A 24,497-nucleotide genomic window follows, 5' to 3' on the forward strand; every position below is an offset into this window, starting at 1 on the left:
GGTCGCGCTGGGCTTCGCTTCCGCTGCGGGCAGGTGCCGGGCACTCGTTCCTCGCGCCCGACCCCTACCCTCCGCTGCAGCTCAGCTCAGCCGCTCGTGCTGATGGTCGCGCTGGGCTTCGCTTCCGCTGCGGGCAGGTGCCGGGCACTCGTTCCTCGCGCCCGACCCCTACCCTCCGCTGCAGCTCAGCTCAGCCGCTCGATGACCATTGCCATGCCCTGGCCGCCGCCCACGCACATCGTCTCCAGGCCGAACTGCTTGTCGTGCCACTGGAGGGAGTTGATGAGGGTGCCGGTGATGCGGGCGCCGGTCATGCCGAAGGGGTGGCCGACGGCGATCGCGCCGCCGTTGACGTTCAGGCGGTCCAGGTCGATGCCCAAGTCGCGGTAGGACGGGATGACCTGGGCGGCGAACGCCTCGTTGATCTCGACCAGGTCGATGTCGGAGACCGAGAGGCCGGCCCGCCGCAGCGCCTGCTTGCTGGCCTCGACCGGGCCGTAGCCCATGATCTCCGGGGAGAGGCCGGAGACGCCGGTGGAGACGACCCGGGCCAGCGGGGTCAGGCCCAGCTCGCGCGCCTTGGTGTCGGACATGACGACCAGCGCGGCGGCACCGTCGTTCAGCGGGCAGCAGTTGCCGGCGGTCACCAGGCCGTCGGGGCGGAAGACCGGCTTGAGGCCGGAGACGCCCTCGACGGTGACGCCGGCGCGCGGGCCGTCGTCCTTGGCGACGACCGTGCCGTCGGGCAGCGTGACCGGGGTGATCTCCCGCTCCCAGAACCCGTCGTTGATCGCCTTCTCGGCGAGGTTCTGGGACCGGACGCCGAACTCGTCCATGTCCTGGCGGGTGACGCCCTTGAGGCGGGCGAGGTTCTCCGCGGTCTGGCCCATCGCGATGTACGCGTCCGGGATCAGGCCGTCCTCGCGCGGGTCGTGCCAGTCGGAGCCCGCCTGCTCGGCGCGGGCCGCGGTGCGGGCCTCGGCGTCGGCGAAGAGCGGGTTGTGGGTGTCCGGCAGGCCGTCGGAGCTGCCCTTGACGCTGCGCGAGACGGTCTCGACACCGGCCGAGATGAAGACGTCGCCCTCGCCGGCCTTGATGGCGTGCAGCGCCATGCGGGTCGTCTGGAGCGAGGAGGAACAGTAACGGGTGATGGTGCAGCCCGGGAGGTGGTCCATCCCCATCTGGACGGCCACGATGCGGCCGAGGTTGTGGCCCTGCTCGCCGCCGGGGAGACCGCAGCCGAGCATCAGGTCGTCGATGTCCTCGGGGTCCAGCTCGGGGACCTTGGCGAGGGCGGCCTCGATGATCTTCGCGGTCAGGTCGTCCGGACGCAGGTCCTTGAGCGAGCCCTTGAAGGCCCGGCCGATCGGGGAGCGGGCGGCTGAGACGATCACGGCTTCGGGCATCACACGGCTCCAGGGTGCGCGGGAAAACGGCGGACTGTGAGGGAAGTTACCTGCACGTAGTGCTGAGGTCACGGGGTCCGCGCTGTGATGCGGGCCTCTTTTCTAAGCGCCCGCTTATGGCAACGAGGAGGGGCCGCGGGGTATTCCCCACGGCCTCCCCGCAGCGGTCGGGAGCCGTCCCACGGCCCCTCCGCAGCGACCGCGAGCCGCCCCGGGGCGGCTCCCGTCAGCCGGTGACCGACGAGGGGTCCGCCGGGTCCGCCACCGGGAGCTGGCGGCGCCTGCGGTGCTTGAGCAGGGCCCAGGGCGCACGGGAGGCGGTGACCTCCGTGCCGCCCTCGGAGGCCGCCTCGGCAGCCGCCTGCTCGACCGGCAGCAGCCCCTCGCCGCGCGCGGGCTCCGGCTGCTCCTTCTCCGGCCACAGGCCGAGCGAGGCGCACAGCGTCGGCAGGACGGCCATCGCCGCGGTGGCATAGCCCTCGGCCGACGGGTGGTAGTTGTCCGGCCCGAACAGCTCCCGCGGACGCGCCTCGAACTCGGGGCCGAGCAGATCGCCGAGCGAGACCGTACGGCCGCCGCTCTCCACCACCCCGATCGTCTGGGCGGCGGCGAGCTGCCGGGAGAGCCGCCGGGCCACCCAGCGCAGCGGCTGGTAGACCGGCTCGATGGTGCCCAGGTCGGGGCAGGTGCCGACGACCACCTCGCAGCCCGCGGCGCGCAGGGTGCGCACCGCCTCGGAGAGGTGGCGCACGGACTGCGCGAGCGGCATCCGGTGGGTGACGTCGTTGGCGCCGATCATGATGACGCAGACGTCCGGGACCTCCGTGCCGTCCGCGAGCATCAGCTCCACCTGGCGCGCCAGGTCGTCCGACTGCGCGCCGGGCAGCGCCACGTTGCGGAAGTCGACGGGCAGCTCGGAGAGCGCGGCCAGGCCGGAGGCGAGCAGCGCGCCGGGGGTCTGGCGGGCGCGGTGGACGCCCTGGCCCGCGGCGGTGGAGTCGCCGAGGAAGCCGAGCCGCAGGGGCCGGCGGTCGGTGCGGTGGTCGAAGGCGGCGCCGTAGCGGCCGTCCGCGCACGGCGGAATGTCGCTGCAGCCGCCGACCGTGCGGCGCGCCAGCCGGACCTCGGTCAGCAGCACACCGACCGCGGCCACCCCGAGCAGCCCGATCCCGCCGCCGCCGACAGCGGCGGCGGTCGCGATCCGCCGGGCCACTCTGGCCCTGGACATCGTCATCGGCATGGGCCGGGCACCTCCCCGCGCAGTGCGGGCGCGCCCTGGCCCCGCGGGCCGGACGCGCTCATCGATCGGCACGAACTCCTACAACAGGGTGTTGCCCGTTCCTGCACGGAACGCAACGCATCCTTCCTCTAACGGACCCGGGCAATAGGCTGGCCGCACGGGCGCAGGAGAGCGTGCCCCCGACCGCGGAGACCACCGTGCAGTTTTACGATTCGATGATTGAGCTAGTCGGCAACACCCCGCTCGTGCGGCTCAACAACGTCACTCGAGGGATCCAGGCCACCGTCCTGGCGAAGGTCGAGTACTTCAACCCCGGCGGGTCGGTCAAGGACCGGATCGCCGTGCGGATGATCGAGGCCGCCGAGCAGTCGGGTGAGTTGCAGCCGGGCGGGACCATCGTCGAGCCGACATCCGGCAACACCGGTGTGGGCCTGGCGATCGTCGCCCAGCAAAAGGGTTACAAGTGCATCTTCGTCTGCCCGGACAAGGTGTCCACGGACAAGATCAACGTGCTGCGTGCCTACGGGGCGGAGGTGGTGGTCTGCCCGACCGCCGTCGACCCCGAGCACCCGGACTCGTACTACAACGTCTCGGACCGCCTGGTGCGCGAGACGCCCGGTGCCTGGAAGCCGGACCAGTACAGCAACCCGAACAACCCGCGCTCCCACTACGAGAGCACCGGTCCCGAGCTGTGGGAGCAGACCGGGGGGCGGATCACGCACTTCGTGGCGGGTGTCGGCACCGGCGGCACGATCAGCGGCACCGGCCGCTACCTGAAGGACGCCAGTGACGGCAAGGTCAAGGTGATCGGCGCCGACCCGGAGGGCTCCGTCTACAGCGGCGGCTCCGGGCGCCCGTATCTGATCGAGGGCGTCGGCGAGGACTTCTGGCCGACGGCCTACGACCGCACCGTCGCGGACGAGATCGTGGCGGTCTCGGACAAGGACGCCTTCCAGATGACCCGGCGGCTCGCCAAGGAGGAGGGCCTGCTGGTCGGCGGCTCCTGCGGGATGGCCGTGGTGGGTGCGCTGGAGGTGGCGGCGAAGCTCGGACCGGACGACGTGGTGGTCGTGCTGCTGCCGGACAGCGGCCGCGGCTACCTCTCCAAGATCTTCAACGACGAGTGGATGGCCGACTACGGCTTCCTGGAGGAGGGCGGCGCCGCCGCCCGGGTCGGCGAGGTGCTGGAGCACAAGGAGGGCGCGCTGCCCTCGCTGGTCCACATGCACCCGGAGGAGACCGTCGGCGAGGCGATCGAGGTGCTGCGCGAGTACGGCGTCTCGCAGATGCCCATCGTCAAGCCGGGCGCCGGGCACCCGGACGTGATGGCCGCGGAGGTCGTCGGCTCGGTCGTCGAGCGCGAGCTGCTCGACGCGCTGTTCACCCAGCGCGCCTCGCTGACCGACCCGCTGGAGAAGCACATGTGCCCGCCGCTGCCGCAGGTCGGCTCCGGCGAGCCGGTCGCCGATCTGATGGCGGTCCTGGAGAACGCGGACGCGGCGATCGTCCTCGTCGAGGGCAAGCCGAAGGGCGTGGTCAGCCGGCAGGACCTGCTGGCCTACCTGGCGCGCGAGGCCGGGAAGTAGCGGCGGATCCGGCGGCCGGGGCGTGGGGCGGCGACTGCCCCGCGCCCCGGCCGCCGGCCGTTTCCGCGCCCGGCACGGCGTCAAGTGGCCGCCGGGAAACGGTCCGTCGGCGCAAGGTGTACGGAGGCGTCATGTGCTCGCAGCACGGGCTTAACACGCGTCGGGCACATTGATGACACGGCGACAAGGACCTCCGGAGCGGCTCCCGGACCTCCGGTCGCCACCGGATGCGACGACCGGCTTCACCCCGGTACGCGTCCCTTGCGGGGACCGCCGTCGTCCCGCCCCCGGCAGCGCCGGGGTGCGGCGGTCCCCGCAACATCCGGCTCCCGCCGGAGACTTCACCCCGCCGTGTCGCGCGGCCGGTGCGCCGCGTCGTGGCTCGTGCCCGGGCGCAGGAGCCGGTGCGCGCCGCTCTGCACGGCGTTGACGCCGACGATCCCGGCCCAGCACATCAGCAGCCCCACCTCCCCGGCATGGGCCGCGGCGATCGCGGACAGCGGCACCGCCAGCACCAGCGAGAACGCGGCGAACCCGAAGCGTTCCCACACGCCCCGGGCGTCGCCTGCGGGGCGCTGCGGCCGGGCGCCGCGGGCCACCTGCACCTGGTGCTCGGCGAGTTGCCGCCGCACCCGCTGTTCGACGCTCCGGTCCAGCTTCTCCAGGAAGGACTCCAGGAGCTCCGCCTCGTACTCCGCCCCCAGCTCCTTGCGTGTCTGGAGGGTCGCGTCGAGTTCCTTGCGCAGCTCGGGGTCGTGTGTCGCCATGCCGCCGAGACTACGGACGCCGGGCGCCCGGCGCGGTAGGGCTAACCCCCGGATCCGACGGTGCGCGGGTCCTCCCGGAGCGCTGCCGGCCGTGCCGTGCGCCCGGTGTCGCGGCGGGCGACGAGCCAGTACAGGACGGCCGGCACGGCGAGCCCCACCAGCCAGGAGACGTCGGCGCCGCCGAGCGGTGCCACCAAGGGGCCGGTGTAGAAGTGCGTGGCCAGGAACGGGAGCTGGGCGAGGACCCCGAGGGCGTAGACCGCCAGTGCCGGGACGTTCCAGGCGCCGTAGCGTCCCGTGGGGTCGCTGAGCGCCGGGATGTCGTAGCGCTCCTTGGAGATCAGGTAGTAGTCGACGAGGTTGATGGCCGACCAGGGGGTGAAGAAGGTCAGCAGGAAGAGCAGGAAGTCCTTGAAGGACGTCAGGAACGAGTCCTTGCCCAGGAGGGCGACCGCCGTGCCGGCCACCATGATCCCGGCGATGTACGCGGAGCGGCCGCGCGGGGAGAGGGTGCGCTGCCCGCGGAAGCCGCTGACGCTGGTGACCAGCGACATGAACCCGCCATAGGTGTTGAGGATGTTGATGGTGAGTTTGCCGAGGGCGATCACGAAGTAGAGGCACGAGGCGATCAGGCCCGTGCCGCCCAGGCCGACGAGGTAGCCGACCTCGTGCCCCACGAACGCCCCGGGCGCCGCGGCGGCGGCCAGCGCGCCGAACGTCATCGACCACTGCGAGCCGAGCACCGAGCCGGACAGCGTCCACCAGAACGTGGCGCGCGCCGAGGTGTGCCGCGGCAGGTAGCGCGAGTAGTCGGCGACGTACGGGCCGAACGCCAGCTGCCAGGAGGCCGACAGCGAGACGGCCAGCAGGAAGACCGGCAGCCCGAAGCGGTGGTCGGCGAGGAGCGTGCCGAGGTCGGTGCGCTGCAGCAGCCGGATGCCGAGGTAGACGAACGCCAGCGCGCAGACCAGGCCGGCGATCCTGCCGAGGGTGTGGATCAGGCGGTAGCCGACCGCCGCGGCGACGGCGGTGACCGCGGCGAACAGGACGATGCCCGGTGTCTCGCCGAGATGCGTCAGCTCGCCGACCGCCTGCCCGGCCAGCACGCTGCCGCTGGCGAAGAACCCGATGTACATCACGATGACCAGGGCCAGCGGGACCACCGCGCCGCGCACCCCGAACTGGGCCCGCGAGGTGATCATCTGCGGCAGGCCCAGCCGCGGCCCCTGGGCGGAGTGCAGCGCCATCACCACGCCGCCCAGGAGGTTGCCGAGCAGCAGCCCGATCAGCGACCAGAAGGCGTTCGCCCCGAAGACGACGGCCAGCGCGCCGGTGATGACGGCGGTGACCTGGAGGTTGGCGCTCAGCCAGAGCGTGAACTGGCTGACCGCGCTGCCGTGCCGTTCGTCGTCGGGGACGACGTCGATGGAACGCCGTTCGACCACACCTGCCATGAGTCCGCCTCGCGTCGCCGCTGTATGGATTCATGCAGGATCGATGGCGATGAATGGAAGGTCAATAGGCAGGGGGCGATTCGCGGTGCCGGGGCCGGTCAGGCCGCGGTCGGCCCGTCGGTCGGGCGGAGCTCGTCCGCGTACGAGACCGAGACCCGTCGCATCAGCCCGTCCTCGGTGATGTCGTACTGGCCCAGCCGCCACAACGGCGGCGAGTAGGCGTGCACCGACACCGCGTCGTCGCTCGCGCCGGTCAGCCGGTGGATGTGGTCCGGGCCGAAGCAGAAGGAGGCGCCCGCGCCGACCGTGGTGGCCAGGTGCGCGCCGCCGATCCGGGGGTTGGACTCGGTCAGTGCGCCCTGGACCACCTGGACCGCCCCGGAGGAGAGGTCGTGGTCGTGCCAGCCGGTGTCGTTCTGCCGGGTCCAGCACAGCAGCCAGATGTCCACGAACTCGTCGCGGTGCAGGGAGGCGTAGTGCCGCTCGGTGTCCGAGAAGGCGACCTGTGCGCGCCACAGGTCCGGGCGGGTGGCGAGCTCCTCCACCAGGGCCTGCAGCTCGCGCTTGTCGAGGTTGCGTTCGGGCAGTGCGGAGAACGGCTCCTCGCCGTCGGGGACCTCGCGGGCGGTGGCGGCCAGGGAGGTGCGGTACGTCATGGGCGGGCTCCTTTCGTCGGGCCCAGCAGGCGGGCCGGGTTGGCGGTGCGCAGGGCGTGGACGGCGGCGTCCGCTCCGAGGTCGGGGAGGACGGGTTCGGCGTAGGGGCGGTCGCTGCCGCTGACGACGACGTCGATGCCGGCGGCCCGGACGAGCGCGTCGACCGCACGGGTGCCGTACGAGGACGTCTCGTAGAACGCCCGGCAGTCCACCCGGCCGCGGTCCCGGCCGCCGCCGCGGGCGACCAGCCGCTCGCCGTGCAGCGGCGCCAGGCCCGCCAGGGCCGCGAAGCAGACCCGCAGCTCCGGGTGGCGCGGCCGGCCGAAGGCGCGGAAGGCGAACCAGGAGGCGTGCAGCTGCTGGACGTACGGGACCAGGGCCGGCCACCAGGCGGGCGCGTCCCCCTCGGCGGGCGGGGCCGGGCCGGGGTGGATGAAGAGCGGCGCGTCCTGTTCGGCGGCGGCGTCCAGCAGCGGCGCGCAGCGGGCCCACCCGGCGGCGTCGAGCAGGGCGGTGGCGGGCAGTTGCAGGCCCACGCAGCCGCGGGCCAGCTCGCGCCGCAGCGCGTCGGCGTCCGGTTCCGGCGCGGACAGGCAGGCGGCGGCCCAGGTGCCGAAGGGGGCCGGCAGGTCCAGCGCGCCGTCGTGGAACGCGGCGAGCAGCGGCGCGGCCTCGGCGGGCGGCAGGTATTCGATGCCGAGCGGGCTGGAGAGCGACACCAGGGCCAGGTCGAGGCCGTCGGCGCGGGCGAGCCGGGCGCGGGCCGCGATGTCGTGGTCGGCGGGGTCGACGGCGTACGGGGGCTCGCCCGGCAGGTGCAGCGTCCAGCCGTCCAGCCGCGGCGGCGCACCGCGGTCCCGCAGCAGCGCGAGGAACTCGGGCGGCCAGATGTGCTGGTGGACGTCGGTGGGCACGGGCCTCCCTCGGGGTGCGGGGCGGTCGTACGGGGTGGTGCGGGTGTGGCGGCCTGCGCCTTGAACCGTTTCACTTAACCGCTTAACTGATACGTTTAAGTGAAACGGTTAACCAAGGGTGCTGTCAAGACCCCGGCATGCCCTCCGGCGGGGCTGCCGCGGCCGGTACACGGGGGAGGCCGGATCGTGCCCGGGTGCCGCGGCCTCCTTGGGTAGGCTTCCGGACATGGCCAGGCCCAATAAGCGCACCACCCTCCGCGAGGTGGCCGAGGCCACCGGCCTCTCCACCGCGGCCGTCTCCTACGCGTTGCGCGGCAAGCACGTCTCGAAGGAAACCGAGGAGCGGGTGCGCAAGGCCGCCGCCGAGCTCGGCTACGAGGCCGACCCCATCGCCCGCGCCCTCGCCAGCGGCCGTACGAGCACGGTCGGTGTGCTCGCCGGTGATCTGCAGGACCTGTGGCAGCAGCAGCTGATGGCGGCGATAGGGCGGGAGCTGCTGGCCGGCGACCGCTATGCGCTGATCCTCGACGCGGGCGGCGACCCCGAACGGGAGCTGGCCCTCGCCAAGCAGCTGCGCGACCAGCGGGTGGACGGCCTGCTGGTGTCGCCCGTCGACCCGTCCGCCGAGGGCTGGTCGAAGATCGCCGACGCCGTGCCGGTGGTGTCCATCGGCGACGCCCTGAGCCGGGCGCGTACGGCGGGCGAGGTGCTCTTCGACAACCGGGCCGGCATCGACGCCGTCCTGGACTACCTCCGCGGCCTGGGTCACCGCCGGGTCACCGTGCTGACCCCCACCGGCCCCTCCACCCCCGACCGCCCCGCCGACGTCTATGTGCGCGAGGCCGCCGACCGGCTCGGCATCGAGGCCGTGGTCCTGCCCTGCCCGCAGGAGCTGGGCGAGGCGACGGCGATGGCCCGCCGGGTCCTGACCAACAGCCCGGACGGCCGCCGGCCCGCCGGTCCCGCCCCGGCCACCGCCGTCTTCTGCTTCTCCGACTCCATCGCCTACGGCGTCTACGCGGCCGCCGCCGAGGCCTCCCTCGCCGTCGGCCGCGACCTCTCCGTCGTCGGCTTCGACGACCACCCCGTCTCCCGGGTCCTCACCCCGCCGCTCACCACCGTCGACTGGGGTCTGACCGACATCGCCAAGGAGGCCGCCCGCCTCGCGGTCGCCGCCATCGAGGGCCGCCGCGTCCGCCGCAAGCGCATCCTGTGCGCCCCGCGCCTCTCGGAGCGCGGCTCGGCCGCACCGCCACGGAGCTAGCGCGACGCCCGAAGGGCCGCCCCGCGGCGCGCGGGTGACGTGCCGTCGGCTCGCCTTGGATGTGCCGCGGGTGCCGCAGCGAGGGCTTTCGGGTGCCTGGTCCCCGGTGCGGTGCTCTCGCTCTCCGATGGCTGATGAGAGGCAGGGAAGGAGAAAGTCGCTGATCGCCAAAGTTCTCGCGGTCGTGGTCGTCTTCGCGCTCACGCACACCGTGTTCTCCGGTCTGACGGAACCCGCCCCGCTCGTGTGGAGCGCCGTGGCCGGAGCGGTCGTCGGAGGGGGGCTGCGCGCCGTGCGGGCGCGCGGATGAGCTGAGGCGCGGGGCGGGCCGGCCCGTGGTGGCCCGGGGCGTCCCCGCGCCGTTCTCCCCCGTCCCGGCTCCGGCTGCGGGGCCCCGCGCCGGGGAGCAGACTGGTGCCGGATGCTCCGGTAACGTCGGGCGCGTGTGCCGGTGATCGGCCGACGGGCGGATGGGTGGGTCCACGATGAAACGGTCCTCGACGAGCGGAACCACGGCGGCCGGCGGAGCGGTGCCTGCCGACGGCGGCGCGGAGGGCGCGCCGCGGAAGGAGCCGGTGGACCGGCTGGAGGCGTACCGCACCGAACTGACCGGCTACTGCTACCGGATGCTGGGCTCCGCGTTCGAGGCCGAGGACGCCGTCCAGGAGACGATGGTCCGGGCGTGGCGGAGCTACGACCGGTTCGAGGGGCGGTCCTCCCTGCGGTCCTGGCTGTACCGGATCGCCACCCATGTGTGCCTGGACCTGCTCAAGGGCAGTCAGCGCCGGGCCCGGCCGATGGACCTCGCCTCCCCGTCGGGCGTGGACACCCCGATCGGGGCGGGGCTGCCCGAGGAGACCTGGATCGGGCCCGTACCGGACCAGCGGGTGCTGGCGTCGGCGGGGGACCCGGCGGAGCGGGCCGTCGCCCGGGAGTCGGTGCGGCTGGCGTTCGTCGCCGCGCTGCAGCGGCTGGCGCCCCGGCAGCGGGCGGTACTGATCCTGCGGGAGGTGCTCAGCTGGTCGGCGCGGGAGGTCGCGGAGCTGCTGGACAGCTCGGTGGCCTCGGTCAACAGCGCGCTGCAGCGGGCCCGCGCCACCCTCGCCGCGTCCGGTGACACCGTCCCCGACGCCGTGCGGCAGCCGCTGGACGACACCCAGCAGGCGCTGCTCCGGCGCTATGTCGACGCCTTCGAACGGTTCGACATGGACGCCCTCACGGCCCTGCTGCACGAGGACTGCACGCTGTCCATGCCGCCGTACGAGCTGTGGCTGCGCGGCCGCGAGGACCTTGTGAAGTGGCTGCTGGGGCCGGGCAACGGCTGCGAGGGGTCGCACCTGGTGCCGGTCGCGGCGAACGGCCGGGCGGCGTTCGGGCAGTACCGCGCGGACGGTACGCCCTGGGCGATCCAGGTCATCGAGACGGCGGACGGCCGGATCGGTGCGCTGCAGTGCTTCCTGGACACCGAGCGGCTGTTCCCGCTGTTCGGGCTGCCGTCGCGGTACGGCGGCCCGCCGCCCGCGTGAGGCGTGCGGCGGCGCCGGGCCTCACCGGGCCGGGTGCTTCTTCAGCCAGGCGTCGGCCACCCGGTCCGGGTCCTGCTTCTCCTTGTCGACGAGGCGGTTGAGCTCGGTGAGGTGGGCGGTGGTGAGGGTGTTGCCCAGCCGGGCCAGCGCCTTGCGGACCTTGGAGTCGGCCTTGCGGGCGGCGATCAGCGGGACGATGTGCTGCGCCGGGATCAGGTGCTCGGGGTCCGCCAGCAGGACCCAGCCGTTCTCGGCGGTGTCCACGTCGGTGGTGAAGACGTTGCCGACGTCGATGTCGCCCTTCTTCAGCGCGCCCTTGACCAGCGGCCCGGAGGAGTCCAGCGCCTTGAACTCCTTGAATTCCACGCCGTAGGCGTCCTTGAGGCCGACGAGCCCGACGACCCGCTTCTTCATCTCGGCGGCCGCGCCGAACACCAGCTTGCCGTTGACCTTGCGCAGGTCGGCCAGCGTCTTGAGGCCGTAGCGGTCGGCGGTCGCGCGGGTCACGGCGAAGCTGTCGCGGTCCTCGGCGGCCGCGTAGGGCAGGACTTCGAGGCCGTCGGGGAGCACGGTGGCCAGCGCGTTCTGCATCGCGCCCGCCTCGGTCTCGGTGGCCTTCTTGTCGAGGTAGAGCAGCAGGCTGCCCTGGTACTCGGGGAGCAGGTCGATGTCGCCGGAGCGCAGCGCGGGGACCACGATCTCGCGGGAGCCGAGGTTGGGCTTGACGGTGGCCTTGACCCCGGCGGCGTTCAGCACGCCCGCGTAGAGGTAGCCGAGGATCTGGTTCTCGGTGAAGTTGGCGGTGCCGATGACCAGCCCGCCGCTGCTGCTGCCGCTGTCGCCGCCCGCGCCGTCCCCCTTGAGGGAGGTGATGCCGGAGGAACAGGCGGCCAGCAGCGGGGCCGAGGCGCCGGCGAGGAGGGTGGTCAGGACGGTACGACGGTTCATGGGCGGACTCCTCGGTGCGTACGTGGGGGCGGGGCGGCGGGTGCTCAGCGGGCGGTGGCCGGGCGGCCGCGGAACAGCAGCCGCGTCAGGCCGCCCAGGGCCAGGTCGGCGACGACGGCGAGCACGGCGACCAGGGCCGCACCGCCGAGGACCTGCACCAGGTCGCGCTGCGCCAGCCCGTCGAAGACATAGCGGCCCAGCCCGCCGAAGCTGACGTAGGCGGCGATGGTGGCGGTGGCGACGACCTGCACGGTCGCCAGCCGCACGCCGGTCATGATCAGCGGGAGGGCGAGCGGGAGTTCCACCTGCCACAGGACCTGGCGGCCGCGCAGCCCCACGCCCTTGGCGGCGTCCTTGACCTCGGGGTCGACGGCGGCCATCCCCGCGTACGTATTGGTGATGATCACCGGCACGGCGAGCGCGACCAGCGAGACGTACACCGGCCACACGCTCAGCCCGCCCGCGAGGAACACCAGGGTGACCAGGCCGACGGTGGGCAGCGCCCGGCCGAAGGAGGAGAGGTTGACGGCGAGGAAGGCGCCGCGGCCGGTGTGCCCGATGAGCAGGCCGACGGGCAGCGCGATCACGGCCGCGGCGAGCGTGGCCAGCAGCGAGTACTCCAGGTGCTCCAGGATGCGGGCGGCGATGCCCTCGGGGCCCGACCACTGGGCCGGACTGGTCAGCCAGGAGAGGAGGTTCTTCAGCAGTTCGAGCATCGGTGCGTCACGCTGCCTTCCGCCGCATGAAGGTGCGCTGCCGGGAGGTGCCGCGCCGCCAGGGCGTGCACAGCCACTGGACGGTCACCAGCAGCGCGTCGGCGACCAGGGCGAGCAGCAGGGTCAGGGCCACCCCGGCGACGACCGGGGTGGGGAAGTTGCGCTGGAAGCCGTCGGTGAAGAGCTGGCCGAGGCCGCCGTAGCCGATGTAACTCGCCACGCTGACCAGGGAGATGGACATGACGGTGGCGACCCGTACGCCCGCCATGATCACCGGGAGGGCGAGCGGCAGCTCGACGGTGAGCAGGGTGCGCAGCGGCCGGGTCCCCATGGCCCGGGAGGCCTCACGGACCTTGGCGGGGACCGCGTCCAGGCCCTCGACGGTGTTCCGTACCAGCACCACCAGGGTGTACGCGGTCAGACCGACGATCGCGGTGGTGCGGGTGAGGCCGGTGACCGGCAGGAGGAGGACGAAGAAGGCGAGGGAGGGGATGGTGTAGAGGATGTTGGACGCGCCGAGGATGACGCCGCGCAGCGGCCGTACCCGGTGCGCGAGGACGGCCAGCGGCAGGGCGATCAGCAGGCCGAGGACGACGGCGGGGACGGCGGTGGCGAGGTGGTCGGCGGTCAGGCGGGCCATCTCGTCGGCGTGGTCGGGGAACCAGCCCCATTCGAGGGTCATGCGGGGCGCTCCGTGGCGGCGGAGGCGGAGGTCGTGCGGGGTTCGGTGTCCTCGGGGGTGTTCTCGGCGGCGCCCTCGGGCGCGGCTTTCGCGACGGGCGCCGCGGGGGCGGTGGTCCGGGCGGCCGCCGCCCGGTTCGCCTCCGTCCGGCCCGCCTCCGCGTGGCTGCGGCCCGCCCGGTCGTGGATGGCGTCGCGGGAGGTGAGGCCGGTCAGGACGCCGTCCTCGGTGACCCGGGCGACCGCGGCGGCGGGGGAGGAGACCGCCTCGTTGAGCGCGGAGAGCAGCGAATCGGTGTCGCGCAGCGGCCGTACGGCCTCCAGCGGGGCCTCGCCCGCCGTCCCGCCGGCGGGCAGCGCGTCGGTGTCCAGCCACCCCAGCGGTTCCCCGCGCGGCGAGGTCACCACCCGCCAGCGACCGCCGTCGCGGGATATCCGGCCGACCGGCTCATCCGCGCGTATCGCCCGGCCGGGGGCGTACGGGACGTCCGCGAGGGTGGTGAGCGAGAGCAGCTTCAGGCCGCGTTCGGCGCCCAGGAAGCCGGCGACGAAATCGTCGGCGGGGCGGGCCAGCAGCTCGGCGGGCTCGGCGCACTGGACAAGCCGGCCGCCGGTGCGGAAGACCGCGATCCGGTCGCCCAGCCGGACGGCCTCGTCGATGTCGTGGGTCACGAAGACGACGGTCTTGCGCAGCTCCTCCTGGAGCCGCAGCAGCTCGTTCTGCAGCTGGGCGCGGACGACCGGGTCGACGGCGCCGAACGGCTCGTCCATCAGCAGCACGGGCGGGTCGGCGGCGAGCGCCCGGGCGACGCCGACGCGCTGCTGCTGGCCGCCGGAGAGCTGGTGCGGATAGCGCTTGCCGGCGTCGGCGGGCAGGCCGACCAGCTCCAGCAGTTCGGCGGCGCGGGCGCGGGCCTTGCGCTTGCCCCAGCCCAGCAGCAGGGGGACCGTCGCGATGTTGTCCAGGATCGTACGGTGAGGGAAGAGACCGGACTGCTGGATGACGTAACCGATGCCGCGACGCAGCTCGGCGGCGTCCGCCTCCAGGATGTCGCGGCCGCCGACGCTGATCCTGCCGGAGGTCGGCTCGACCATGCGGTTGACCATCCGCAGGGTGGTGGTCTTGCCGCAGCCCGACGAGCCGACGAGGACGGTGACACCGCCCTCGGGGAGGTCCAGGGACAGCTCGTCCACGGCGGTGGTGCCATTCGGGTATCGCTTGCTGACTGCGTCGAACTTGATCATCCGCTGCCCCTTGCCCGGCCTGCATAGTGTCATGCAGAGTCTTAGGCGCGTGAATAGAAGTCAATAGGCGGAAGTGAATCGCCTGTTACCTCGCCTGCTGGTTCGGCTCACCGTACGGAACGAGGTGTCGGACTTCCGTTGACAAAGCGCGTTATAAGAGGGAGTTGAGCCCCTTGGTTTCCCACATGCTGGACAGCGGCCCCCGCACGGGCCGGCCCATCACGCTCGACGGCACCGGCCTGCACAGCGCCGACGTCGCCGCCCTCGCACAGCGCACCGCGCACCCCACGGCGCCCGACCCCAAGGCCTTCGCCCGCGCCGAGGAGTCCTGGGAGACCGCGCGCCGCCTGGCCGCCACCGGCCGGGTCTACGGACGCAGCACCGGCGTCGGCGCCAACCGCACCGAGGACGTCGGGGACGCGGACGCCGACCACGGGCTGCGACTGCTGCGCAGCCACGCCGGCGCGATCGGCGACCCGCTGCCCGCCCGCGAGGTCCGCGCCATGCTCGCGGTGCGCGCCAACCAGCTGCTGGCGGGCGGCGCCGGCCTGAACCCCGCCGTCATCACCTCCCTGCTCGCCGCCCTGGACTCCGGCGCGCACCCCGTCGTCAACGAACACGGCGCCGTCGGCACCGGCGACCTGGCCGCGCTCGCCCAGACCGGACTCGCGCTGGCCGGCGAACACCCCTGGCACTGTGCCTCCGGCGGCCGGGCCCCCGCCCCCATCGCCCTCGACAACAACGACGCCCTCGCCCTGATCAGCAGCAACGCCCTCACCCTCGGGCAGTCCGCGCTCGCCCTCGACGAACTCCGCCGCCTGCTGGCCGCCGCCCTCCCCGTCGCCGCCCTCTCCCTGCTCGCGGTCGGCGGCTCGTACGAGCCCTTCGCCGAGCCGGTCATGCTCGCCCGCCCGCACCCCGGCTCCGCGGCCGCCGCCACCCGGCTGCGCGCCCTCTGCGGCGTGCCGCCCCGCCCGGCCCCGCCCCTCGGCCGTATCCAGGACCCGTACGGCTTCCGCTGCATCCCGCAGATACACGGCCCGGCGCTGGACGCCGCCGACACCCTGGACGGGGTGCTGACGGTCGAGGTGAACGCGGCCGCCGAGAACCCGCTGATCAGCATCGAGGACCAGGCCGCCTACCACCACGGCAACTTCTACGCCGCCCACGCCGCGCTCGCCCTGGACGCCTTCCGGCTCGCCGTGCTGCAGACCGCCCAGCTGTCCACCGCCCGGCTCGCCGCGCTCTCCGAGCCCGACTTCACCCGGCTGCGGCCGTTCCTGGGCGACCCGGCGCCCGCCAGCTCGGGCGTGATGATCCTCGAATACGCGGCCGGCGCGGCCCTCGGCGAGATGCGGGCGGTCTCCCAGCCGGCCTCGCTCGGCCACACCGTGCTCTCCCGCGGCGTCGAGGAACAGGCCAGCTTCGCCTCCCTCGGCGCCCGCCAGACGCTGCGCGCCTGCACCCACTACCGCCAGGTCCTCGCCTGCGAACTGGTCGCCGCCGTACGGGCGCTGCGGATGCGCTCCCTGGAGCCCGACCCGGACATTCCGCTCGCCGCCGTCTACGCCGTCGCCGCCGACGCACTCGACCCGCGGATGGAGGACCGCCCGCTGACCGACGACGTGGCGGTGGCGGCGGGGCTGCTCGACGGGTTGGCGGGGTGGTGAGGGGAGGCCCGGGAACGTGGTGGGGGCGGGCCGGGTGGGCGCTCCGGGTGTTCCGGGGGCTTGGTGAGGCGGGGCGCTTCGGGTGGGGCCGCGGCGCGGGTGTGCCGGGGAGGCCCGGGGCGGGTGAGGGGGGACGGCCGGATCGCGTCGCGTAGCGCGGGCCGGACCGGGCCAGGAATTCCGTACAGTCGGTCGACACAGGACAAGGCCCCCGACCGGGCCGGGAAGAAGAGGCAATGAGCGGGGACGGGGACAACGGCAGCGGCACCGGCGACGAGCCGAGGGGCATCGGCGGCGCGACCGGCGCGGGCACGACCGCCGAAGGCGCGCCCGGGAACGGTGCGCGGGGCAAGGGCGCGCAGGACGACGGCGCGCAGGGTGATGACGCGCAGGGTGATGGTGCGCAGGGCGGCGGGGCGAGCGGCGAGGTGGCGACGGGTGACGCCGCCGGCGGCGCGGACACCGGTACCGCCGCCCGCCTCCAGAAGCTCTTCGAGGGCCACCGGCTGACCCCGACCCAGCGCCGGATCGCCCACTGCATGGTGCGCCGGGCCGCCGACGCGCCGTTCCTCTCCAGCGTCGAACTGGCCGAACTGGCCGGTGTCAGCCAGCCGTCCGTCACCCGCTTCGCCGTCGCCCTGGGCTTCGACGGGTACCCGGCGCTGCGCCGGCACCTGCGCGAGGTCGCCCCCACGGACAAGTCCGGCGACACCGGCTCCGCGAACGAGTACCAGCAGGCCGTCCAGGCGGAGATCGACAACCTCCGCCAGCTCGCCGCCGCCTTCGCCGACCCCTCGCCGGTCATCGAGGCCGGCCGCCTCCTCGCCGCCTCCCGTCCGCTCCCCGTCCTCGGGCTGCGCGCCGCCACCGCTCAGGCCGCCGGCTTCAGTTACTTCGCCCGCAAGGTCCACCCCGACGTCCGTCTCCTGGACGAGGGCGGCACGATGCTCACCGACCGCATCGACGCCGCCGTCCGGGCCGGCGCGGACGCGCTGCTCTGCTTCGCCCTGCCCCGCCACCCCCGCGAGGTGGTCGACGCCCTGGACTACGCCCGTACGGCCGGCCTGACCGTCGTCACCGTCGCCGACAGCGCCTTCGCTCCCGTCGCCCACCACACCGACCTGCTCCTCCCGGCCCCCGTCGGCACCGGCCTGGCCTTCGACACGGCCTGCGCCCCCATGCTCCTGGGCCGCGTCCTGCTGGAGGCGATGTGCGACGCACTCCCGGACGCCCAGGCCCGCCTGGAGGAATTCGACGCGGGGGCGGCGGCCCGGGGGTTGTTCGTGGAGTGAGGTGACGCGGGAGCGCGGGCCCGTAGGCCGTTGAGGAGCACGGGCCGGGCGCTGAGAAGCGCGGGCCGGCCCTCGGGTAGTACGGGCCGGGCGGTGAGCGGCGCCTGAGGGCGACCGCCCCGCCGTACCTGAGGGCGACCGCCGCCCCGTGCCTGAGGGCGGCCGCCGCGCGGCGCCTGAGCCGGGCGCCCGGCGGACGGGACGTCCGGCGCCCCTCGGCTTCGGACTTCGGCTTCCGCCTCTTGGCCACCGCTCCTCGGTTACTGCCCCTCGGCTTCCGCCCCTCCGCTACCGCTCCTCGGTTACTGCCGCCCGAGCTCGTCCAGCGACTGTGTGTGCGCGCCGCCGCTCTCCGCGGTGAGCTCCTCCAAGGTCTGCGGGGTGCGGACGGTCGCGAAGCGGACGGTGCCGTCCGGGTCCGCCGCGTAGCCGTAGATCCCGGGACGCGGAAGGGAGTTGTAGGCGAAGTGGGTGGAGAAGTAGTAGGCGCCGGTGTCCAGCAGCGCGGCATGGTCGTCGGCCTCCAGGAGTGGAAGCGGACGGTTCTCCGCGACCAGGTCGCCTGCGAAGCAGCACGGCCCCGCGACGTCCTGGGCGACCGGCGTGCCCGTCTTGGGGCGGCCCTGGGCGTCGTAGGCCGCGACCCGGATCGGCCAGGCGTCGGGGACGAAGACCGTACGGGTCGCGATCTGGGCGCCGGCGTGGGTGACGGCGATGGGCCGGCCGCCGGCCGACTTGGCGTACTCGACCCGGGCGAGGACCGTGCCGTGCTTGGCCAGCAGCGAGCGCCCGAACTCGGTGACGATCCCGTAGCGCCCGGACAGCAGGCCGGGGACGGTCTTGTGCAGCAGTGCGGCGTACTCGCGGTAGGTCGGGGTGGTGGCGTCCGAGGAGAAGTTGACCGGCAGGCCGCCGCCGATGTCGAGGGTGTCGATCTGCTGGCGGCCGGCCTGCTCGTTGATCTCCTCGGCGAGGTCGAACAGCTCCCGTACGCCCGCCGCCATCAGCTCCAGGGGCATGCCCTGGGAGCCGACGTGGGCATGCAGCCGGCTCAGCCACGGGCGGGCCAGGAAGGCCTGCACGACCCAGTCGCGGGCACCCTCGTCACGCAGCCCGACGCCGAACTTCGAGGTGTCCGTGGCGGTGCTCATCGCCCCGATGCTGCCGCCGCCGATCTGGGGATTGACCCGCAGACCGATGGGCGCACGGCTCGGTGCGGAGGCCATCAGCGCGTCGATACGTGCGAGTTCCTCGGCGTTGTCGGCGTTGACGGCGATCCCGAGGGCCAGCGCCTCACGCAGTTCGGCGAGGGTCTTCGCCGGCGAGTCCAGGACGGTCCGCCCGACCGGCACGCCGGCGGCCCGGGCCAGTGCCAGCTCGCCGGGGCTCGCCACCTCGCAGCCGAGTCCCTCCTGCGCGAGCACCCGCAGCACGGGGACGAGCGAGGCGGCCTTCACCGCGAAGGCGTGCAGCACCGGGGTGCCCGGCGCGGTGAACTCCGCGAAGGCGGCGCGGAGTTCGGCCGCCGACCTTCGGATCCCGGCGATGTCGAGCAGCCCGGCAACGGGCTCCCCCGGGCCTACCAGCCCGCGCGCGACGGCTGCCTCTACGGCACGGTCTCGCTCCGTGAAGTTCATGGGTCAACTCCATCATTGGGTGGGGGTGTCACGCCAACCGGGAGCCTGCCCGGACGGGCCCGGGTCTGCCCGGACGGGCCCTTGCGCCCGCCAGGCCGTCCACGCCTGCCCGGACTGTCCGCCCCCTGTCCGGACGGTCCGGGCCGCTCGTGTGGTCGCGTGGTTTCGCACAGTAGGTCCATCCCTGTCCGGCCTGTCGGCCCCTGCCCGGGAGGCCGGGGAGGCCGGGGAGGCCGGGGGCCCGGGTGGCCCGGGTGGCCCGGGTGGCCCGGGGGCCCGGCCGGTTCGGGCGGTCTGGGCGATCCCGATGGCCGGACGGCTCGGGCCATCCGCCGCTTTCGTGCCCGGCTGTCGCTCAGGCGGTCCGCTCCCTGCCCCAGCCCGCCCGGCTGTCGCTCAGGCGGTCCGCTCCCTGCCTCAGCCCGCCTGGCGGTCGCTCAGGCCGTCCGCTCCCTGCCTCAGCCCGCCTGGCTGTCGCTCAGGCCGTCCGGCCTGCGCCCCACCCCGCCTTGCGATGGCGTTCGGAGAGGCGGGAACCGGACTCGCGGCGGGCCGCGCGGCGCAGCAGCGGGACGGCGAGCAGGAAGCCCAGGACGGCCCAGGCGGCGAGTATCAGCGCCACGGTCGGCAGCTCCCAGGAGCCGGCCGGTTCCGCGGCGCGCGCGGCGTCCGGCAGAAGGGCCGAGCGCAGCCCCTGGGCCATCCACTTCAGCGGGAAGACGGAGGCGATCTTCTGCACCAGCACGGGCAGCGAGCCGAGCGGGAACATCGCTCCGGAGGTGACCAGCAGCGCCATCGTCGGCAGCATGATCAACGCGAGCGCCTCCCGGGGGTTCGGCAGCACCGCACCGATGGCCGCTCCCAGCGGTACGACGGCGAGCAGCCCCAGCGCGCTGACCCACAGCAGCGTCAGCCACCCGCCGGGCCCGTGCGGCAGCGGCCCGTCCACCAGCAGGGCGGCGGCCCCCAGCAGGAGGGCCAGGGTCCCGAACGCCATGACGACCACCAGCAACGACTTGGCGACCAGGTAGGCCGGTATGCCGCCGGGCGTCGCGCGCAGTCGCAGCAGTGCGCCCTCCTCGCGCTCGGTCACCAGGATCTGCGGGAGATTGACCAGCCCGATCTGGAACAGCAGATAGGCGGCGAAGCCCGCGAGCGTCAGATGCGCCATCGGGACATGGGTGCCGGGCACCTTGTCGCTGATGTATCCGGCGAGCAGCAGCGCGACGACGACATTGATCAGATGGCCGCTCATCTCCTTGGGGTTGCGGACCAGGTGGCGGAGCTCGATCCCGCCGCGAAGAACACCGGCGCGCCAGTACCGGAGCCGGGCGCGCGGGCGCGCTCCGGCCTTCCCCGGGGCCACGGCGCCCGCTGCCCCGCGCGCCGTCGCGTCGCTCCCCCGGGGCGTGCCGGTCCCGTGAGCCATCTCTGCCCCTTGAGCCGTCCCTGCCGGCTGCATCGTCTCGGCCCCCTGGACCGGTTCCGTCGCCCCCGCCGTCGGTTCCGTCACCGCTGCCACTCCGCTCCCCCTGATACCTGCTCCTCCCCGCCCGAAGCCGCCGCCTCGCCCCTGAGCGTGGCCCGGCCCTTGCTCGTGCTCCCTGCCCCGTCCGCGGCCCGGGCCCTGCGCGCGGTCCCGGCCCCGCCCGAGGTCCCGCCCCCGCTCATAGCCCTTGCAACGGGGCCGTCCCCGTCGTCCTCACTCGCACTCTCCACCCGCGGCCCGTCCCCACCGCCCCGGTGCACCATGTGCAGATAGGTGTCCTCCAGCGTCGGGCGGCGGACCTCCAGGTCGGCCACCGGGCCACCGGTGTCGCGGTGGAGCTCCCAGACCAGCTGGGAGGGTTCGGCGGTCCGTTCCCGGCGAGCCGTGCCGTCGGCTGCCGTCCAACGGACCTCGGCCTGTGCGGCGGCCCGGCGGGCCAGTTCCGCCGGGGTGCCGCCGGCCCGGATCCGGCCGTTGACCAGCACGGCTATCCGGTCGGCCAGCCGCTCGGCCTCCGCCAGGTCGTGGGTGGTGAGCAGGATGGTGACGCCCTCGTCGCGGGCGAGCCGTTCGACCAGGTCGTGGAAGTCGCGCCGGGCCTCGGGGTCGAAGCCGGTGGTGGGCTCGTCCAGGAAGAGGAGTTCGGGGCGGCCGACGATCGCCAGTGCCACGTCGAGGCGGCGGCGCTGCCCGCCGGAGAGCCGGTCGACCTGCGTTCCGGCCTGCGCGGTGAGGCCGACCAGGGCCAGCAGCTCGGCGGGATCGCGGGGAGCCGGGTAGTACAGGGCGAAGTGCCGCAGCAGCTCGGCCACCTGCCAGCGGCGGTGGTCGCGCCAGGACTGGAGGACCAGGCCGATCCGCGCGCGCCAGGCGTCGTCGCCGCGCGCCGGGTCCGCCCCCAGGACGGTGACCTCGCCGGCGGAACGCTGCCGGAAGCCCTCCAGGATCTCGACGGTGGTGGTCTTCCCCGCGCCGTTGGGGCCGAGCAGCGCGAAGACCTCCCCGCGCCGGATGTCCAGGTCGATGCCGTGCAGGACGTCGGTGCCGCCGTACGACATCCGCAGGTCGCGCACCCGGATGACGGGCGGGACGGATCCGGCCGCAACCGTGGCCGCCCCGGCTGCTGCCGCCGCGGTCGTGGGCGCGGGGCCGGTCAGCTCGGTGGTCGTCATCGGCCCGCCTCCGCGTGCTGCTGTTGCCCGGCCCCTGTTGCCGCGGCGGGCTCCGGCCACGCCCGGGACTCTGTCCGGTGTGCGGGCGCCGCCGCGGGCCCCGCCCCTTCGACGATGGCCCGGAGCGCCGCCACATGGCCCTCGAAGGCGGACCGGCCGCGGCTCGTCAGCCGTACCTTGGTGCGGCGTTTGCGGCCGCCGCCCTCCTTGCGGATCTCCAGGTACTCCGCCTCTTCCAGCGTGTGCAGCTGCTTGGAGAGCGCGGAGTCGCTGAGCGAGAGGCTGTCGCGGAGGAAGGGGAAGTCGGCCCATTCCGTGGCGGCGAGCAGCGCCACCACGGACAGCCGGGTGGCGGGGTGGATCAGTTCGTCGAAGCCGCTCGGCGTGCTCATCGGCCCGCTCCCTTCCGGAGGTCTGACGTACCGCGGTCGCGCAGTGAGCCGACCGCCCAGCGGTTCGCCGGCCCGATGAAGAGGACGAAGGCGCCCGCGGAGACGGTGGCCCGGATCAGGCTGCCGTACGGGAGTGCCAGCCGGTCGACCAGCAGGCCGGAGGCCAGGATGGTCACGGCGGTCACCGCCATGCCCGCGAAGAAGGCCGCGACGGACCGCCAGCTGTGGCGCGAGCGGTGCAGCCGCATCCGGGTCCTGCGGTTGTAGATCACGGCCAGCGAGCCGAGCACGGCGACGTAGGCGGCGAGTACCAGTCCGAACGCCCAGCCGGGCAGATCGAGGCCCGAGACGGCGAGGAACACCCACATGATTCCGGCCGTGGTGTACGTCGCCCCCGCATCGCTCTCGGCGCAGCGCTCGATCTCGTCGTACACCCGCTCCTGCGGTACCCGGATGCGCTGCAGGTCCTGCCAGGCCTGTTCGGCATTCACCGGTGTGCTCATGTTCCTCGCCTCCCCAAGGCGGTCCGGACGGGGCGGGTCCGGACGATTCCCCGTTGACTTGCCCACTGGGAAAGTTAGCGCAGACTTTCCCGGTGGGCAAGTCGAAAAATGCGGGCGGGGCAGAAATCCGGAGCGGGTCGGCTCCTTCATGCGTCGGCCGGATCGTGCGGGTCGCGGCGCATGGTCCCCCGCGTCCTGTTGACTAGCGCTATTCAGTAACCCCAAGATGTGAATAGCTCAATCCATTCGACGTCAGGGAGGCACGGCCCATGTCGGGACCGCGACCCGTGCGGGCACCGCGCGGAACGGAGCTGAGTGCTCGGGGATGGCAGCAGGAAGCCGCGCTGCGCATGCTGCAGAACAACCTCGATCCGGAGGTGGCCGAACACCCGGACCAGCTCGTCGTCTACGGCGGCACGGGCAAGGCCGCGCGTGACTGGCGCTCCTTCGACGCGATGGTGCGCACGCTCACCACGCTCAAGCAGGACGAGACGATGCTCGTCCAGTCCGGCCGGCCGGTCGGCGTGATGCAGACGCACGAATGGGCCCCGCGGGTGCTCATCGCCAACTCCAACCTCGTCGGCGACTGGGCCAACTGGGAGGAGTTCCGCCGCCTGGAGGCCCTCGGCCTGACCATGTACGGGCAGATGACCGCCGGTTCGTGGATCTACATCGGCACCCAGGGCATCCTCCAGGGCACCTACGAGACCTTCGCCGCCGTCGCCGCGAAGAAGTTCGGCGGCACGCTCGCCGGGACGATCACCCTCACCGCCGGCCTCGGCGGCATGGGCGGCGCCCAGCCGCTCGCCGTCACCATGAACGACGGCGTCGCGATCTGCATCGACGTCGACCCGCGCGCCATCGAGCGCCGCATCGAGCACCGCTACCTGGACGTGAAGGCGGACAGCCTCAAGCACGCCCTCGAACTCGCCGTCGAGGCCCGCGACCGGCGCAAGCCGCTCTCCATCGGCCTGCTCGGCAACGCCGCCGAGCTGCTGCCGCAGATGCTCGCCGAGGGCGCGCCGATCGACATCGTCACCGACCAGACCAGCGCCCACGACCCGCTGGCCTACCTGCCGGTCGGCATCGACTTCGACGACATGGCCGCCTACGCCGCCGAGAAGCCCGCCGACTTCACCCAGCGGGCCCGCGAGTCGATGGCCCGGCACGTCGAGGCCATGGTCGGCTTCATGGACGCCGGCGCCGAGGTCTTCGACTACGGCAACTCGATCCGCGGCGAGGCCCAACTCGCCGGGTACGAGCGCGCCTTCGCCTTCCCCGGCTTCGTCCCCGCCTATATCCGGCCACTGTTCGCCGAGGGCAAGGGGCCGTTCCGCTGGGCCGCGCTGTCCGGCGACGCCCGGGACATCGCGGCGACCGACAAGGCGATCCTGGACCTCTTCCCCGAGAACGAGTCGCTGGCCCGCTGGATCAAGCTGGCCGGCGAGCGGGTCCACTTCCAGGGCCTGCCCGCCCGGATCTGCTGGCTCGGCTACGGCGAGCGCGACAAGGCAGGCGAGCGGTTCAACGAGATGGTCGCCGACGGGACGCTCCGGGCCCCGCTGGCCATCGGCCGCGACCACCTCGACTGCGGCTCCGTCGCCTCGCCCTACCGCGAGACCGAGGCCATGAAGGACGGCTCGGACGCGATCGCCGACTGGCCGCTGCTCAACGCCATGGTCAACGTCGCCTCCGGCGCCTCCTGGGTCTCGCTGCACCACGGCGGCGGCGTCGGCATGGGCCGCTCGATCCACGCCGGCCAGGTCACCGTCGCCGACGGCACCCCGCTGGCCGGCGAGAAGATCCGCCGGGTGCTCACCAACGACCCCGGCATGGGCGTCATCCGGCACGTCGACGCGGGCTACGAGCGCGCCGACGAGGTGGCCGCCGAGCGCGGTGTCCGTATCCCGATGCGCGAGGGCGGGGACGCGTGACCGCC

General features: G+C 73.6%; 21 protein-coding genes and 1 pseudogene. 7 read left to right on the forward strand and 15 right to left on the reverse strand.

Features of this window, described 5'->3' with window-relative positions:
- Window positions 1-185: 185 nt before the first annotated feature.
- Together AB0411_RS27730 and AB0411_RS27735 are read right to left on the reverse strand one after the other, a co-directional pair.
- Window positions 186-1,406 (reverse strand): acetyl-CoA C-acetyltransferase, encoded by a 1,221-nt coding sequence (locus tag AB0411_RS27730; RefSeq protein WP_366420005.1) that lies wholly within the window; start codon window positions 1,404-1,406, stop codon window positions 186-188.
- Between the two features lie 226 nt (window positions 1,407-1,632).
- Window positions 1,633-2,646: an SGNH/GDSL hydrolase family protein gene (locus tag AB0411_RS27735; RefSeq protein WP_366420006.1), complete on the reverse strand. Its 1,014-nt coding sequence runs from the start codon at window positions 2,644-2,646 to the stop codon at window positions 1,633-1,635.
- 197 nt (window positions 2,647-2,843) lie between these two features.
- Between AB0411_RS27735 and AB0411_RS27740 the strand changes: the two genes are divergently transcribed.
- On the forward strand, window positions 2,844-4,232 hold the full coding sequence (locus tag AB0411_RS27740) for a cystathionine beta-synthase (RefSeq protein ID WP_366420007.1): 1,389 nt from the start codon (window positions 2,844-2,846) through the stop codon (window positions 4,230-4,232).
- A gap of 341 nt (window positions 4,233-4,573) precedes the next feature.
- On the opposite strand, the gene AB0411_RS27745 is transcribed toward AB0411_RS27740, so the two are convergent.
- The 4 genes from AB0411_RS27745 to AB0411_RS27760 all read right to left on the reverse strand — a co-directional run bounded on the left by AB0411_RS27745 (window position 4,574) and on the right by AB0411_RS27760 (window position 8,023).
- Window positions 4,574-4,999, reverse strand: coding sequence for a hypothetical protein (locus AB0411_RS27745; RefSeq protein WP_366420008.1), 426 nt, complete (start codon window positions 4,997-4,999; stop codon window positions 4,574-4,576).
- Window positions 5,000-5,040: 41 nt separating this feature from the next.
- Entirely contained in the window at window positions 5,041-6,453 is a 1,413-nt protein-coding gene (locus AB0411_RS27750) for a purine-cytosine permease family protein (RefSeq protein ID WP_366420009.1), read from the reverse strand.
- A gap of 98 nt (window positions 6,454-6,551) precedes the next feature.
- Complete coding sequence (locus AB0411_RS27755) at window positions 6,552-7,109, reverse strand: cysteine dioxygenase (protein WP_366420010.1); 558 nt, start codon at window positions 7,107-7,109, stop codon at window positions 6,552-6,554.
- Entirely contained in the window at window positions 7,106-8,023 is a 918-nt protein-coding gene (locus tag AB0411_RS27760) for an amidohydrolase (RefSeq protein WP_366420011.1), read from the reverse strand. The genes AB0411_RS27755 and AB0411_RS27760 overlap by 4 nt, the downstream gene beginning before the upstream one ends.
- Window positions 8,024-8,249: 226 nt before the next feature.
- On the opposite strand from AB0411_RS27760, the gene AB0411_RS27765 reads away from it, so the two are divergent.
- From AB0411_RS27765 to AB0411_RS27775, 3 genes are all read left to right on the forward strand, one after another.
- Window positions 8,250-9,287 (forward strand): LacI family DNA-binding transcriptional regulator, encoded by a 1,038-nt coding sequence (locus AB0411_RS27765; protein WP_366420012.1) that lies wholly within the window; start codon window positions 8,250-8,252, stop codon window positions 9,285-9,287.
- A gap of 127 nt (window positions 9,288-9,414) precedes the next feature.
- A complete protein-coding gene (locus tag AB0411_RS27770) occupies window positions 9,415-9,597 on the forward strand; it encodes a hypothetical protein (protein ID WP_366420013.1) in 183 nt (60 codons plus the stop codon).
- A 175-nt stretch (window positions 9,598-9,772) separates the two neighbouring features.
- On the forward strand, window positions 9,773-10,813 hold the full coding sequence (locus AB0411_RS27775; RefSeq protein ID WP_437043599.1) for a sigma-70 family RNA polymerase sigma factor: 1,041 nt from the start codon (window positions 9,773-9,775) through the stop codon (window positions 10,811-10,813).
- A 21-nt stretch (window positions 10,814-10,834) separates the two neighbouring features.
- Here the strand turns inward: AB0411_RS27775 and AB0411_RS27780 are convergent, their stop codons facing one another.
- From AB0411_RS27780 to AB0411_RS27795, 4 genes are read right to left on the reverse strand one after another with little or no spacing between them, the layout of a single operon-like run.
- Window positions 10,835-11,761 carry an ABC transporter substrate-binding protein gene (locus tag AB0411_RS27780; RefSeq protein WP_366420015.1) on the reverse strand — a complete coding sequence of 309 codons (927 nt, stop codon included), beginning with the start codon at window positions 11,759-11,761 and terminating at the stop codon, window positions 10,835-10,837.
- Between the two features lie 44 nt (window positions 11,762-11,805).
- A complete protein-coding gene (locus AB0411_RS27785) occupies window positions 11,806-12,477 on the reverse strand; it encodes an ABC transporter permease (RefSeq protein WP_366420016.1) in 672 nt (223 codons plus the stop codon).
- A 7-nt stretch (window positions 12,478-12,484) separates the two neighbouring features.
- Window positions 12,485-13,159 (reverse strand): ABC transporter permease, encoded by a 675-nt coding sequence (locus tag AB0411_RS27790; protein ID WP_086721040.1) that lies wholly within the window; start codon window positions 13,157-13,159, stop codon window positions 12,485-12,487.
- Window positions 13,156-14,403, reverse strand: coding sequence for an ABC transporter ATP-binding protein (locus AB0411_RS27795; protein ID WP_366420017.1), 1,248 nt, complete (start codon window positions 14,401-14,403; stop codon window positions 13,156-13,158). The genes AB0411_RS27790 and AB0411_RS27795 overlap by 4 nt, the downstream gene beginning before the upstream one ends.
- Before the next feature lie 185 nt (window positions 14,404-14,588).
- Between AB0411_RS27795 and AB0411_RS27800 the strand changes: the two genes are divergently transcribed.
- Together AB0411_RS27800 and AB0411_RS27805 are read left to right on the forward strand one after the other, a co-directional pair.
- A complete protein-coding gene (locus AB0411_RS27800) occupies window positions 14,589-16,073 on the forward strand; it encodes an aromatic amino acid lyase (RefSeq protein WP_366420069.1) in 1,485 nt (494 codons plus the stop codon).
- A gap of 236 nt (window positions 16,074-16,309) precedes the next feature.
- Window positions 16,310-17,365, forward strand: coding sequence for a MurR/RpiR family transcriptional regulator (locus tag AB0411_RS27805; RefSeq protein WP_366420018.1), 1,056 nt, complete (start codon window positions 16,310-16,312; stop codon window positions 17,363-17,365).
- Between the two features lie 302 nt (window positions 17,366-17,667).
- On the opposite strand, the gene AB0411_RS27810 is transcribed toward AB0411_RS27805, so the two are convergent.
- The 5 genes and pseudogenes from AB0411_RS27810 to AB0411_RS27830 form a co-directional block, all read right to left on the reverse strand.
- A complete protein-coding gene (locus AB0411_RS27810) occupies window positions 17,668-19,002 on the reverse strand; it encodes a diaminopimelate decarboxylase (RefSeq protein ID WP_366420019.1) in 1,335 nt (444 codons plus the stop codon).
- 478 nt (window positions 19,003-19,480) lie between these two features.
- Window positions 19,481-20,431 (reverse strand): ABC transporter permease, encoded by a 951-nt coding sequence (locus AB0411_RS27815; RefSeq protein WP_366420020.1) that lies wholly within the window; start codon window positions 20,429-20,431, stop codon window positions 19,481-19,483.
- Window positions 20,432-20,736: 305 nt separating this feature from the next.
- Window positions 20,737-21,549: pseudogene (locus AB0411_RS27820) on the reverse strand (ABC transporter ATP-binding protein); the annotation flags it as partial.
- Between the two features lie 110 nt (window positions 21,550-21,659).
- On the reverse strand, window positions 21,660-22,055 hold the full coding sequence (locus tag AB0411_RS27825) for a transcriptional regulator (RefSeq protein ID WP_366420022.1): 396 nt from the start codon (window positions 22,053-22,055) through the stop codon (window positions 21,660-21,662).
- Complete coding sequence (locus tag AB0411_RS27830; RefSeq protein WP_366420023.1) at window positions 22,052-22,558, reverse strand: hypothetical protein; 507 nt, start codon at window positions 22,556-22,558, stop codon at window positions 22,052-22,054. The genes AB0411_RS27825 and AB0411_RS27830 overlap by 4 nt, the downstream gene beginning before the upstream one ends.
- Window positions 22,559-22,827: 269 nt before the next feature.
- Between AB0411_RS27830 and hutU the strand changes: the two genes are divergently transcribed.
- Window positions 22,828-24,492 carry a urocanate hydratase gene (hutU, locus tag AB0411_RS27835; RefSeq protein WP_362608818.1) on the forward strand — a complete coding sequence of 555 codons (1,665 nt, stop codon included), beginning with the start codon at window positions 22,828-22,830 and terminating at the stop codon, window positions 24,490-24,492.
- Window positions 24,493-24,497: the final 5 nt, after the last annotated feature.

Origin of the sequence: Streptomyces angustmyceticus (genome assembly GCF_040701845.1) — a bacterium.
Classification (GTDB): Bacteria; Actinomycetota; Actinomycetes; order Streptomycetales; family Streptomycetaceae; genus Streptomyces; species Streptomyces angustmyceticus_A.